The organism is Spirochaetota bacterium (genome assembly GCA_040756435.1).
Classification (GTDB): Bacteria; Spirochaetota; UBA4802; order UBA4802; family UB4802; genus UBA4802.
Map to the genome: position 1 here is coordinate 1 of JBFLZD010000004.1, position 13,900 is coordinate 13,900.

At 36.9% G+C, this 13,900-nt stretch carries 14 protein-coding genes; all 14 read left to right on the forward strand.

Translation table 11 applies throughout. From position 1 onward, the window contains the following. Positions 1-270: 270 nt before the first annotated feature. The 14 genes from AB1444_01940 (at position 271) to AB1444_02005 (ending at position 13,888) form a co-directional block, all read left to right on the forward strand. A complete protein-coding gene (locus tag AB1444_01940; protein ID MEW6525413.1) occupies positions 271-768 on the forward strand; it encodes a chemotaxis protein CheW in 498 nt (165 codons plus the stop codon). Positions 769-792: 24 nt separating this feature from the next. Further along, entirely contained in the window at positions 793-3,858 is a 3,066-nt protein-coding gene (locus tag AB1444_01945; protein MEW6525414.1) for a chemotaxis protein CheW, read from the forward strand. A gap of 5 nt (positions 3,859-3,863) precedes the next feature. Beyond that, positions 3,864-4,910: a chemotaxis response regulator protein-glutamate methylesterase gene (locus AB1444_01950; protein ID MEW6525415.1), complete on the forward strand. Its 1,047-nt coding sequence runs from the start codon at positions 3,864-3,866 to the stop codon at positions 4,908-4,910. Positions 4,911-5,144: 234 nt separating this feature from the next. Continuing rightward, positions 5,145-5,504 carry a response regulator gene (locus AB1444_01955; GenBank protein ID MEW6525416.1) on the forward strand — a complete coding sequence of 120 codons (360 nt, stop codon included), beginning with the start codon at positions 5,145-5,147 and terminating at the stop codon, positions 5,502-5,504. 156 nt (positions 5,505-5,660) lie between these two features. Continuing rightward, a complete protein-coding gene (locus tag AB1444_01960; protein ID MEW6525417.1) occupies positions 5,661-6,410 on the forward strand; it encodes a segregation/condensation protein A in 750 nt (249 codons plus the stop codon). A gap of 117 nt (positions 6,411-6,527) precedes the next feature. After that, positions 6,528-7,067 carry an SMC-Scp complex subunit ScpB gene (gene scpB, locus AB1444_01965; protein ID MEW6525418.1) on the forward strand — a complete coding sequence of 180 codons (540 nt, stop codon included), beginning with the start codon at positions 6,528-6,530 and terminating at the stop codon, positions 7,065-7,067. Position 7,068: 1 nt separating this feature from the next. Beyond that, the gene (gene pheA / locus AB1444_01970; protein ID MEW6525419.1) at positions 7,069-8,115 is read left to right on the forward strand and encodes a prephenate dehydratase; all 1,047 of its coding nucleotides are present in this window, start codon (positions 7,069-7,071) and stop codon (positions 8,113-8,115) included. 31 nt (positions 8,116-8,146) lie between these two features. After that, positions 8,147-9,163, forward strand: coding sequence for a 3-deoxy-7-phosphoheptulonate synthase (gene aroF, locus AB1444_01975; protein MEW6525420.1), 1,017 nt, complete (start codon positions 8,147-8,149; stop codon positions 9,161-9,163). Further along, positions 9,163-10,041 carry a prephenate dehydrogenase gene (locus AB1444_01980; protein ID MEW6525421.1) on the forward strand — a complete coding sequence of 293 codons (879 nt, stop codon included), beginning with the start codon at positions 9,163-9,165 and terminating at the stop codon, positions 10,039-10,041. The genes aroF and AB1444_01980 overlap by 1 nt, the downstream gene beginning before the upstream one ends. Beyond that, positions 10,034-10,711, forward strand: a complete 678-nt coding sequence (gene cmk / locus AB1444_01985; GenBank protein MEW6525422.1) for a (d)CMP kinase — start codon at positions 10,034-10,036, stop codon at positions 10,709-10,711. The genes AB1444_01980 and cmk overlap by 8 nt, the downstream gene beginning before the upstream one ends. 131 nt (positions 10,712-10,842) lie before the next feature. Then, positions 10,843-12,510 carry a S1 RNA-binding domain-containing protein gene (locus AB1444_01990; GenBank protein ID MEW6525423.1) on the forward strand — a complete coding sequence of 556 codons (1,668 nt, stop codon included), beginning with the start codon at positions 10,843-10,845 and terminating at the stop codon, positions 12,508-12,510. A 3-nt stretch (positions 12,511-12,513) separates the two neighbouring features. After that, positions 12,514-13,218 (forward strand): tetratricopeptide repeat protein, encoded by a 705-nt coding sequence (locus AB1444_01995; GenBank protein MEW6525424.1) that lies wholly within the window; start codon positions 12,514-12,516, stop codon positions 13,216-13,218. Between the two features lie 92 nt (positions 13,219-13,310). After that, positions 13,311-13,505, forward strand: coding sequence for a 50S ribosomal protein L32 (gene rpmF / locus AB1444_02000; GenBank protein MEW6525425.1), 195 nt, complete (start codon positions 13,311-13,313; stop codon positions 13,503-13,505). Between the two features lie 146 nt (positions 13,506-13,651). Beyond that, positions 13,652-13,888 (forward strand): acyl carrier protein, encoded by a 237-nt coding sequence (locus AB1444_02005; protein ID MEW6525426.1) that lies wholly within the window; start codon positions 13,652-13,654, stop codon positions 13,886-13,888. Positions 13,889-13,900: the final 12 nt, after the last annotated feature.

Genomic DNA, 13,900 nt, shown 5'->3' on the forward strand with positions numbered 1-13,900 from the left:
ATGGTATCCCTTAAATACTGGTATTGTTGGTTTTCGTTGTTTTTTCATGCGACAATTTTATGTCGCATTAATTGCTTGTAAATTAATTTTTTTAAAAAAAAGAGGTGTCTTTTGGGACACCCCCTATTATATATTTTATTCAAATTTTCACATTTAGGAATAATTAGTGCAACTTTTTTTAAAGTTGAATAATTTTGTGTTGAAATTATATTGAATATATAGCATAGTATATACAATTGTATATAATTAGGTATATTATAAGGGTGGATTATGAATAATGAATTATTGAACATTGCAGCAAAAACCGCAGAATCTGTAATAGATGAGGCTGATTCCCTTGATATACTTCAACTGGTAAGTTTTAAGCTTGATGAAATTGAATACGGTATTGATATATTATCAGTGCATGAAATACTGCGTATACCGGAAATTACGCGTCTTCCCAATACACCTGAATATATTAAAGGCGTTATTAATCTGCGTGGTAATGTTATTCCTGTGGTTGATATACGCTTACGGTTTGGTATGCAACAGGTTACATTAACTGAACTAAGCAGGATTATTGTTGTGGAGATTGGCGAAAAATTAGTAGGTCTTTTAGTAGATAACGTACATCAGGTAATACGATTGTCACGCTCAAGAATTGATGAGCCTCATGATCTGATTGAAGGCATTTCAACAGAATTTATAAGTGGTATTGGCCGATTGCAGGATAGGCTTATTGTGATCCTTCGACTTGATAATATTCTTTTCAGCGATGAGCAATGATTTTTTTATATTTGAGGTGATAAAATGGGCTTTTCCTTAGGTGAATATCAGGATATGTTTCTGGAAGAAGCTGATGAACTTTTACAGGAACTCAATCAGAATTTACTCAAACTTGAAAAAAATCCTTCTGATGATGAGATTATAAATAATATTTTCAGGGCCGCACATTCACTAAAAAGCTCTGCAGCCTTTGTGGGCTTAACTGATCTGGGGGATTTAGCTCATAAGATGGAAAATCTCCTTCAGGGCATTCGTGACAAGGTTATGAAAGTAACACCTGCTATTGTGGATGTATTGTTCCAGTGTTTTGATGTTATTAATGATGTGATACGGGAAGTGTCCTCAGGGAATCCACCTTCAAAAGATTTTTCATCTTTAGTAAAAAAAATTGAATCAGTTGGCCAGCAGGGAAACATAAAGGAAGAAAAGAAAGAAACACCAGCTCCCAAAAAGATACAATTATCAACTAACATTATTAAAGATATACGAAACGGGATTAACAATGGTTTGTCGTGTTGCGAAATTGCCATAACCATTGATCCCAATGCTGCCATGAAATCACTAAAAGTACAGCTGGTATTAACCAATCTGGAAAAGATTGCTGATATCCTGGTTACTATCCCCACAATTGAAGAAGTTTCCATGCCGGAATTTGATAACAGGGTGCAGATTATTTTATTAACAAGTGCTACCGTTGAGGAATTAAAGAAAGCATGTGAGGTTGATCAGGTTACAAGAATAGACTTAAGGAAAATTGAACTGGTAAAAAAGGATAATAAGGTTGCTCTTAAATATCATGAGCAGGAAACGCTTTTTGAGGAAAAACCTGAGGAAGAAATAAAGGTAAGGGATGTTGAGGAAGATGTAATACCTGATGAAGAAGAAAAAGATGAAATAGTAATCAGGTCAAAAGATGATAAGAAGACGTTGCAACTGAGGACGGTAAAGGTTTCGGTAGAAAAGCTTGATCAGCTATTAAACAATGTTGGAGAACTTGTTATAGCTAATTCAGGCTTTTATAAATTATACGAGGAAATGCGGCGTTTGAACATTGAAAAGAGTATAATAAATGAATTTAAAAACCGCATGGAGCAGATGTCACGTATTGCCAAGGATTTACAGAGTGGCATAATGAAAACCAGGATGGTCCCTATTGGACAGGTTTTTTCAAGGTTTAACCGACTGGTTCGTGATCTGGCAAAAGAATTTGATAAAAAAGTTGTTCTGGAAATTAAGGGTGAAGAAACAGAACTGGATAAGAAGGTAATTGATGTTATTGGTGAACCGCTGATGCATTTAATCAGGAATGCCGTTGACCATGGGGTTGAATCTATTGAAGAACGGCGGCAGCAAAAGAAGCCTGAAATTGCAACTATAACACTGAATGCCTATCAGGGTGGCAATCAAATATTCGTTGAAGTAAGTGATGATGGAAGAGGGTTGGATCTAAAGAAAATTAAGACAAAAGCCATAGAAAGAGGATTGGCATCACCTGAGATGATAGCTAATATGGATAAAGACGAAATATATAATTTTATATTTACTCCCGGATTTTCTACTTCTGATGTTGTTACTGATATCTCCGGGAGAGGTGTTGGGATGAATGTTGTTCAGGAAACTGTTAATGAGCTCAATGGCAGCGTATCTATTGAAAGTGAACCTGGTATGGGTACAAGGTTTATTTTGAGTTTTCCATTAACGTTGGCAATCATACCCGCCATAATGGTCAGAGTGCAAAGGGAATTATATGCTATACCACTTTCAGATGTTATAGAAACAATCAAAATTTTACCTGAAGAGATTACAACTATTGAAGGCCATGAAGTAATTAATCTTAGAGGTGAAATCTTGTCACTTATACGCTTGAGCAATTTTGTTGGCATTGAAAGCGGTTTGAAAGACAATGAACGTATGCCAGTGGTTGTTGTTGGTTATGGGAACAGGAAAATTGGAATAGTTGTCGATCTATTAGAAGGGAAGCAGGAAATAGTTATTAAATCATTGGAACAAAATTATCGGACAGTTGCAGGGTTAGCTGGTGCTTCAATATTGGGTGATGGAAGTATATGCTTGATACTTGATATTTCTTCAATGATTAATAAAGTTATCATGCAACAGGATACTTTTTCATTCAAAGAAAAACAGCGTGTATTGGGAGCAAAACAGGCATCAGTGGAAGTTGTAAAAACTGAAGTTGCCACAAAGGAACAGCCTGCAAAAGAAACTATCGATACACAATCAAAAAAGGAAATAAAAGAAACGCTTCTTGAAAAAGAAATGCCTATCAAAGAAGATATTGTATTTAAAAAAGAATCTGAAGAGTTAGTTGAAGTTGAAGAATATAAAGATTTAGAAAAAAACGCCTTATCGAAAAGTGGGAAAGATATTGTAATTGAAGAAAAAGTACATAGTGTTCTAGAAGAATTCAAAACAGAATTAAAGGAAAAAATTAAGACTACACTGGATAAGAAAGATGAAATATATCAGAAATTGGGCATATCAGATGATGATCTGGCAAAAGTCCAGGTCCTTGCAAATGTGGGAATTACAGATGCTGCCGAATCGCTATCAAAAATAATTAACAGAAGAGTGGATTTGTCAATACCTGATGTTTCGGTTCTTCCTATTGAGTCTATACCACAATCATTTGGTGATGTTGACAGTGTGTATTTAGGGGTATATATGCCCATAGTAGGGCAGATCAATGGAACAATTTTATTCAGTTTACGGGAAGACTCGGGGTATGAACTGGTGGATATGCTTTTGGGTTTATCTCAGGGCAGTACACAATCCTTAACCGAAGATGGTGAATCTGTATTAAAGGAAGTAACCAACATTGTAGGATCAGCAGTGGTCAATGCCTTTGCAGATAAGATTGAAATGGCTATAAAACCCACCGTGCCGTCAGTGGTGCACGATTATATGCAATCAATTTTAGATTCTATACTGGCTTTCCATACGGCAGAAAATGAATATGCACTGGTGATGGATACTGAATTTTTCCATCAGGATGACAGGGTAATAGGGAAGCTATTGATTATGCCAACGACGTCTTCGTTAGCTACCATAGTGGAAAGGTTGCGAAATTAAATTGTATGTCAGAAAAAATAAAGGTTCTGGTTGTTGATGATTCTGCTCTGGTCAGAAAAGTAATTTCTGATATTCTTGAAAGTGATAAAGAAATAGAAGTCATTGGCACTGCAAATAACGGCAAATCAGCGGTATTTAAAAATCTTACTTTAAATCCTGATGTCATAACTATGGATATTGAAATGCCCATAATGAACGGGCTGGAGGCTTTACAGGAAATTATCAAAACAAATCCCAAGCCTGTTATCATGATGAGTGTATTGACACAATACGGTGCTGAAGCAACATTCAAGGCATTAGAATATGGCGCAGTTGATTTTATCCCTAAACCTTCAACTGTTCTGGCTATGAGCATGGATGACATAGCAGAACTTCTTATTACTAAAGTTAAAGCAGTAGCAAAAGCTTCGCTTAATTTACATGTAAGAAAGAGTGAAGATGTTTCAGAAACTAATAAAGTATCTATAGTTGCAAAGCATGAAGACAAAAAAAAGATTGTTGGTATTGGTACCTCAACCGGTGGTCCTTCAGCCTTGCAGAGAGTATTACAAAAGTTGCCTAAAAATTTCCCCTCACCAATACTGGTGGTACAGCATATGCCCCCGGGTTTTACCAAAGCGTTTGCCGAACGATTAGATAGTTTATGCAATGTATCTGTAAAAGAAGCGGAGGATGGCGAAAAAATATTGAATGGTTGTGTGTATATAGCCCCGGGCGATTCTCATATCGTGGTTGAGAAGACAGGTGATATCCGTGTTATTCGTCTGTCACAGGCCGAGAAGGTTTCCGGGCATAGACCTTCAGCAGATGTGCTGTTTCATTCTCTTGCAAAAGAAGATACAGATAATGTTATTGGTGTCATCATGACAGGTATGGGACGTGATGGTGCCAATGGTATAAAAGAAATCCATGATAGGGGAGGTTATACCATTGCTCAGGATGAATCTACATCTGTTGTGTATGGGATGAACCGTGTTGCAGTTGAGATGGGGGCAGTGGATGCTGTTGTGGCTGTAGATTCAATACCCCAGGAAATAATTTCTCATATTTAGTGTATAAAAATTGAATAATGTATACCTCCGCAAATAATGTGGGGTATATACAATGAAGTATTCATACAATGATAAAGGTGTTCATAAAGTGAATAATTATCTATTGAATTAATTTGCAAAATTTTGTAATTTATAAAAATTTTTTCTTGAATGATAAAGGGATATCGGTATTATGTATTTAAGATTATGTACTGGATTATGGAATAGGGATATTTTAAACAGCGGGGTAATTCTATGGCTAAAATACTGATAGTTGATGATGCTAAGTTTATGCGGACCCTTGTGAAGGATGCACTGGTACCCAAAGGCCATGAGATAATAGGAGAAGCTGAAAATGGAGTGGAAGCAGTACAGCTTTATAAAAAATTGCGGCCTGACCTTGTGACAATGGATATTACCATGCGCGAGAAAGATGGCATTGAAGCAGCAGAAGAAATTTTACAGTTTGATCCCAATGCAAGAATCATTATGGTAACTGCATTAGGTCAGGAAAATTTGCTGACTCGAGCTATAAAAATTGGTGTGAAGGATTTTGTCGTTAAACCATTCCCTCCGGAAAGACTTCAGAAAGCTGCTGAAAAAGCATTAGCATAAAATAACCATTATGTTTTAATTTTAATATTTTTTTGCTTTATTACTAATACAAAAATATTAATTATCGTTGCATAAATATACCAATTATCATTAATTGTCTGTTTTTATACATTTATAGAGCGAAGTATAACAATAATCGGTAACACTATTTGAATTATGATAACACCCGACAACAATAATGTTCAGTGTATTTTACACATTGAAAATTTTGATGGACCGCTTGATTTATTGTGGGATCTTATAAAGAAGTCAAAGATAGAAATAACTCAGGTTTCTATAGCTGATATTACAGAGCAGTACCTGGAGTATTTAAAGCTCATGGAAAGCATTAACATTCCTGTTGCCATGGAATTTATCGTAATGGCCAGTGAATTATTATATTATAAATCAAAAGCATTATTGCCAGGTGCTGATATAGGAGATGAATTTTTTGTTCCACCACTTCCCCCGGAACTTATACAGAAGCTTCTGGAATATAAAAAATACCAGATAGCATCTAAAAACTTATTGAAATTGCATGAAATGCAATCGGATGTGTTTACCAGGCAGATTTCACCTTTATCTGTTGACGAAGAAGTATATATTGAAGTTAATCTTTTTGACCTTTTGAATGCGTTTGTTGATGTGCTTGAAGCAGATAAGGAAATTGAGCAGCAACGAATAGTATTTGATGAAATTCTTGTGAGTGACCGTATAATGTTACTGGTTAGTATGTTACAAAATAAAGATAAAATAGAATTTCATGAGATGTTTACCCGGGATCCGGGAAGAATGGAGGTCGTTGTGACATTACTGGCTTTGCTTGAAATGACCCGTATAGGAGCTATTACTGTATTGCAACATGCGCAGTTTGGGAACATTTATATATTTAAAAAGGATTTAGAAAAAGTGGATACATTGCATTAAAATATCCGCAATCAGGGAAAACGTATGAGCGACGACATTATAAACGAAGATATTGAATTGGAATCTAATCGCAAGGACAGCCTTGATGATGAAGCGGGCAATGAAGAGCTATTTGAAATGGGCGATAGTGACGATCTCTTTGGTATAGTAGAGGCTATACTTTTCGTATCAGCTGAACCTGTCCCATTGCAGTTTTTTACCAAACAGTTAGGTATAGATGCTACCCAGGCAAAAATTATCATTGATTCTCTTATAGATGAATATGAAGACCGTGATAAAGGAATAAAAATTATTGAGATATCTGGCGGGTATCAGTTTGTTACCAATCCAAAATTTGCAAACCAGTTGCGTCAGGCAATGGGATATAAGAAAAAAGAAACATTGTCTAAAGGGATGCTGGAAACATTAGCTATCATTGCCTACAAACAGCCAATAATGCTTGCAGAGATTGAAGAACTTAGGGGTGTATCATCACGAATGATGGTTGCAGCACTTATGCGTAAAAATCTTATAAAGCCTGTTGGCAGAAAAGATGTTCCCGGAAGGCCATTATTATATGGTACAACCGATGAGTTTTTACGCTATTTTGGATTAAACAAACTATCTGACCTGCCCAAGCTATCAGAAATAAAAGAATTTAACTTTGAAGAGGAATAATATGGATACTGCCAATTTTGAAAAAAACATAATTGAATCGTTATCTCAGTTAACGGAACTATACAGCAAAGAGTTACAGAACATTATAAAAGAAGGTGAGCAGGGAATTTTTCCAGTTAAAGCAAAAATAATATCGCATCTGCAGCAATATGCTCGACCACCACTTACCCCTGAGTTAATAGAAAAAATTGCAACAGAAATATTTTCTGTGGCTCTTTCAGCGGCGCGCCCTCTTAAGGTTGCATATTTAGGTCCGGTGGGGACGTTTACCCATATTGCTCTGCTGGAAATTTTTGGTGATGTTATAGAGGCTCTACCGCATAGGACTATTTCGGATGTATTTGATGAAGTTGAGACAGGGAGAGCAACATTTGGTGTAGTCCCAATTGAAAACAGTACCGAAGGTGCGGTAACCTATACTATGGATGAATTTCTTGATACTGATTTAAAAATTGTATCTGAAAAGTCGCTCAGGATTACCTATAGCCTGCTATCAGTATGTGACAGTATTGAAAAGATTAAAAAAATATATTCACATCCGCAATCGCTTGCTCAATGTAAAAACTGGCTTAAAGCAAATTTACCCAATGTTGAAATAAATCAGGTTAATTCAACTGCTAAAGCTGCTGAAACTGCATCATGGGATAAATACTCAGCCGCTATCGCTTCAAATATTTCAGCTAAAATATATAATCTTAACATCATTGCTGATGGTATTGAAGATTCACGTCAAAATTATACACGGTTTTTAGTTTTAGGGAAGCATGATAATCCTCCCACAGGTAATGACAAAACATCAATAGTGTGTGCTGTGAAAGATCAGCCTGGTGCGCTGTACAAGCTTTTAAAACCGTTTAGTGAACATGGTATTAATATGACCATGATTGAGTCACGCCCCGATAAGAAGAAGATGTGGGCATATAACTTTTTTATTGATTTTAATGGGCATAGAACTGACCCTGTTGTCCAGAAGGCGCTGGAGGCCATGAAACAGGAAACCATATTCTTAAAGGTTCTGGGATCATATCAGGCTGAAAAACATGATTAAAGATTTAACATAAAAAAGGAGCACAGTAAGTATGATTATAGTACTAAAACCCAATGTTACACAGGATGAAATTGATCATATAGTTGGTAAAATAAAGTCACTTAATTTGCAGCCACATGTCTCAAAGGGACAGTACAGGACAATTATCACCGTTATAGGCGATGAGGATATCATCCGCGAACAGCCGCTTGAGGCAATATCAGGCGTTGAATCGGTCAAACCAATATTAAAACCGTACAAGTTAGCAAGTAAAGAAACTCATCCTGATAGGACTATAGTGCAAGTGGGTGATATTGAGATTGGCGGCGATAAGATTGTACTGGTGGCTGGCCCATGTGCCGTAGAGGGCGAAAAGGAAATAATTGAGCATGCAAAAATGGTTAAACAGGCTGGCGCATCCATGCTTCGGGCAGGAGCATATAAGCCCCGCTCATCGCCGTACACGTTTCAGGGGTATGGTGCATTGGGATTAAAATATTTAGCAAAGGCAAAAGAGGAAACAGGGTTACCGATAATTACTGAGGTAATGGACCCCCGTGATGTAGAACTTGTTGCCCAGTATGCTGATGTATTGCAGGTAGGTACTCGCAATATGCAAAATTTTAATTTGTTAAAAGAGTTAGGGAAGATAGACAAACCGGTGTTATTGAAGCGAGGAATGAGTGCAACCATCAATGAATTCCTGATGTCAGCAGAGTATATCCTTTCACAGGGCAATAAACAGGTGATACTATGCCCGCGTGGTATACGCACGTTTGAGGATGTAACCCGTAATACCCTTGATGTTGGTGCCGTACCGGTGCTAAAGGATTTTTCACACTTGCCAGTAGTGTGTGACCCAAGCCACGCAATGGGATTGAAAGATTATGTGGTTTCTGCAGCACTTGCCTATGTGGCAGCAGGAGCTGATGGTATTATGGTTGAAGCACATCCAAATCCCGAAGAAGCAATGTCTGATGGGCAGCAGACAATAAATTTTGAGCAGTTAGTTGAACTTAAAAAGAAACTTGCCAGCGTGGCACTGGCACTGGGTAGGGGAATTTATTAATGTTCAATAAGGTTGCTATCATAGGTTTGGGGCTCATTGGTGGATCAATTGCCCGCATGCTTAAAAAAAAGCATCAATCTGTGCATATTACCGCTTACGGCCGTAAACCAGAAAACCTCCACAATGCTATTGAAGAAGGATTTATTGATGATGTTGCCTCTATTGATGCAATTGATTGCAATGATGTTGATCTTTTCATAGTAGCAACGCCGGTGCTATCATCCATCACTATTATTACATCCTTGTTAGATGATCCGCACCTTAAATCCACTGCATTAGTTATAGATGCTGGTAGTGTAAAGCAGATGGTCATTGATTCAATAGTTGATCATGAAAAGGCGCATCAGTTTGTTGGATGCCATCCAATGGCAGGTTCTGAAAAATCCGGATATACATTCAGTACCCACTCCATCCTTCCTGGTGCATGGGTAATTATTACACCGCATAAGAAAAATAACAATGATAATATTATAGCAATAAAAAAATTCTGGGAATTGCTGGAATGCAAAATTCATATTACCGATGCTGCAACGCATGACCGTATGGTTGCCAGTACCAGCCACCTTCCCCATATAGTATCATCGGTGTTAATGGATAGCTTTTTTGCTATTAATAAAGGAAATAACCCATCAGATATGCAGCCTTTCATAGGAAAAGGGTTTAAAGATATGACGCGGCTTGCTGGTGGCAGTCCTGATATGTGGGCTGATATTGTGCTGTTAAACAATACCAATATTATTGCAGTGCTTGAAAACTATATACAATCATTGACTAAGGTTAAACATAGTATACAGCAGGCATCACTACATAATGACCGGGATGTGCTGTGCCGGTATTTTGAAGAAGTTCAGAATAAATGGAATAAGTACCATGCGTAAGAATATTGTTGTGGCTATTGATGGACCTGCAGGTTCAGGGAAAAGTTCTGTATCAAAAGAGGTGGCTAAACGGGCAGGTTTGCAATATATTGATTCAGGGGCATTGTACCGGGCAATTACACTGTATGTACTGGAACATTGTGGTGAACATTTTACACAGGATGATGTGTGCAGGCTCCTTGAAGATATCCAGCTTAAACAAATCTTTAATGAAGATGGAAGCTGCAGCACATATTGTAATGGTGTCGATGTCAGTGAAAAAATACGCAATGAAACAGTAGCCACACATATTGGCAAAATTTCGGATATTGTTGCAGTTAGGGAATATGTCAATTCGCTTATGCACAACTGGGCCAAAGACCATTCAATCATTGTAGATGGGAGGGATATTGGTACCGTTGTGTTTCCTGATGCAGATATAAAGATATATTTAGATGCAACGGTTGAAGAACGGGCATTGCGGCGTGCTAAAGAATATGCGCAAAAAGGAAAAAATATTGACGTAAATGAGTTAAAGGTGCACATTGCTCGACGTGACAGTGAGGATATGAATCGTCCCTTTGGTGCGCTGAAAAAAGCGCATGATGCTATCTATGTCGATACCAGCGCAATGACACAGCAGGAAGTGATTGATTACATCTATTTGCTGGTTTGTAAGGCAATGGGGTGAATACATAGTAACTATCGCATATAAAAATTTTTATTTTTAGATATACCTGTGAATAATTGCTAAAATAAAATTGACTTATACACGGTTTTTCTTTTTATTGTATTAACGTTATGACAACAAGGTGAAGTGGTATGGAAGTAGATAGAAATGATAGCCAGCTATATATGGATCATGTTTCAAACCTTTCAAATGATTCCATTCAGCCCAAAACTATCTATACCGGTGAGATAGTTACTGTTGATAATGATTTTGCCTATGTTAATATTGGCACAAAAACTGATGGCAGGGTCAGCCTGGAAGAGTTTGAAACTGCTCCCAAAGTGGGCGATGTGGTTGAAGTAATGCTTATGAATAAACGCCTTCTTGATGGGATGTATGTATTTTCCATTAAAGCAGCAAAGAAAGAAAAAAGCTGGCAGAAATTCTTAAAAGCTATTGAAGGGTCAAGTATCATACAGGGGACTGTAAAGCAGAAATCAAAGAATGGGTTTGTTGTTGATTGTCATGGTGTGCAGGCTTTCCTGCCTCTGACGCTGGCTGCCGATGTTAAAGGAAAATCTCAGAATGGGCATTCTACTGTTTATTTTAAGATTAAAAATATTGATAGAAAGAAGCGTTCAGTGCTTTTGTCGCGGAAAGATTTTCTTGATGAAGAACAGAAAAAGATATGGGATAATTTAGAAGCAAATTACAAGCCAGGGGATGTAATCCGCGGTAAGGTAACAAAATTTGTGGACTTTGGAGCTTTTGTTGATATTGGCGGTATTGAAGCTCTTCTTCACCGTAACGATATTTCATGGCGTAAAGTATTTAAGAAAAAGAAAATATTAAAGATTGGCGAAGAACGTGATTTTGTACTTCTTGCTATTAACAGAGCAGAAGGAAAAATTGCTTTGGGTTTAAAGCAGCTTGTTCCTGATCCGTGGTTGTCGGTTCCTGAAAGATATATAGTTGGCAATACAGTTGAAGGGAAAATAGTAACACTTACTAATTTTGGAATGTTTGTGGAAGTTGAGCCTGGTGTTGAAGGGTATTGCTCAGCATCGGACATTTCATGGGCAAAGCGAACAGTAAATCCAAAGGAACTGTATAAAAAAGGCGATAGGATACAATCAGTTGTTTTAAATGTAGATTCTGAGAACAGAAAGTTGTTACTGGGTATAAAGCAGTTACAGCAAAATCCCTGGGATACTATTGAAGAGCGTTTCCCTGTAAAAAGTATTCATACGCGTCCAATCAAAAAGATTGTTAACTTTGGCATGTTTGTGGAACTTGAGCCTGATATCGACGGTTTGATCCATATATCGGATATATCATGGGATGAAAATTTTAAAGATATTCAATCACAGTATAATGAAGGCCAGGAAGTTCAATTTGTTATACTTGATATTAATAAAGATGAGCAAAAGATTGCCTGTGGTATCAAGCAACTCACCAAATCACCATGGGAAGTAATTGCCGAAAAATATCCCCCCAGGACAATTGTTAGTGGGATTGTAACCGGGATTGTTCCTTTTGGTATGTTTGTAAAGATTGATGGCGATACCGTTGAAGGGCTTGTTCATATATCAGAGGTATCAAGAAAAAAGATTGAATCAGTTGATACTATCTACAAGATAGGTGATAAGGTTAATGCTGTTGTATTGGGTGTTGATGTTGATAAGAAACGCCTGTCACTCAGTATAAAGCATTATGAAATTATGACCGAAAAGGAAGAAATCAAAAAGATTTTAAACACATCAACGTCTGGTACAGTTACATTGGGTGAACTTTTAAAAAATAAGCTGGATAAGGAATAGCACATGATAGATAGGGAAGTTACTGTTCACCGAAACATTGTTGAGCAAACGCTGATGAATGTGCGCGATTATATTCGTGCTCATCGTTCTGTGGCAATTAAAGTGGCTATTGGTGTATCAGTGATTGTGGTTCTTGGGATTATTGCCATTGTGTATGCTGATTATAAAATAAAAAAAGATACAGCTGATTTTGAAGCAATTCTTGATGAATATAGAACAACATACACAACCGATATACAAGAACATAATGAAAAGTTTTTGCGTACTGTTAAAAGATTACAGACAATTGCTGATAGCTCTTATTTTGGGTATGTGCATCGCAATGGGTATTATATTATTGCAAGCCTTTATTTCAATGAAAAAGATTATGCTAATGCTGCAAAATATTATGAAAAAGCTTCACAGTATGCATCACCGTTATTTGCTGCACTGGCATTACAGCAGGCAGGCATGGCATCAGAATACCTCAATAATGTTGATGAAGCTTTACGGTATTATCTCCTATGTGAATCAAAGTATAAAGATGGCTATAATATTGACCAGATATTATACAGTATTGGAAGGATGTATGCTCTTAAAGGTGAATATTATAAAGCTCAGGAATATTTTAACAGGGTATCTACTGAGTTCCCGCAATCATTTTTTGCAAAAAAGGCAGCCCAGCACAGTATTTTTTTAGGGGCTATTGAAAGCGAAAAGAAAAATTAATATACTACACATTAAAAAAGCATTGACACAGCAACGTGCTATTTTTGAAGTTATAATGAAATTTTTGATAATAGTAAATAAGGAGAAAAAAAGTGGCAGTACCAAAAAGGCGAAAATCAAAAGCAAAATCAAGGATGCGCCGTTCGCATGATGCGATTGGGGCACCAAACTTAAGACCATGCCCAACCTGTGGTGCGTACGTTTTGCCTCATAGAGTATGCCCTGAATGTGGCCATTATAAGGGAAAACTTATAGTGGAACCGGTTGTAAAAGTTAACAAAGGTTAATGATTGTGTATGAATAGGGAGCGCTTCAGACGCTCCTTTTATATTAATCTTGACAAAATATCAATATTTTTACTACTATCATATATATGTTTTTGTAGTCCGGGGTTTAATTTGCAAGGCAAGTTAGGTAAGGAGGGCCAGAAGTAATGACAGTTGATTTTGAAAAAATAAAAAAAATAATTGTGGATCAGTTAGGGGTCGATGAATCGGAAGTTACACTACAGGCATCATTTGTTGATGACTTAGGAGCTGATTCGCTTGATACTGTAGAACTGGTTATGGCGTTAGAAGAAGAGTTTGGAATAGAGATACCTGATGAAGATGCCGAAAAATTATTAACCGTTGAAGATGTTGTTAAATATATTGAAGCAAAATTACAGTGATTGAATTTTGTT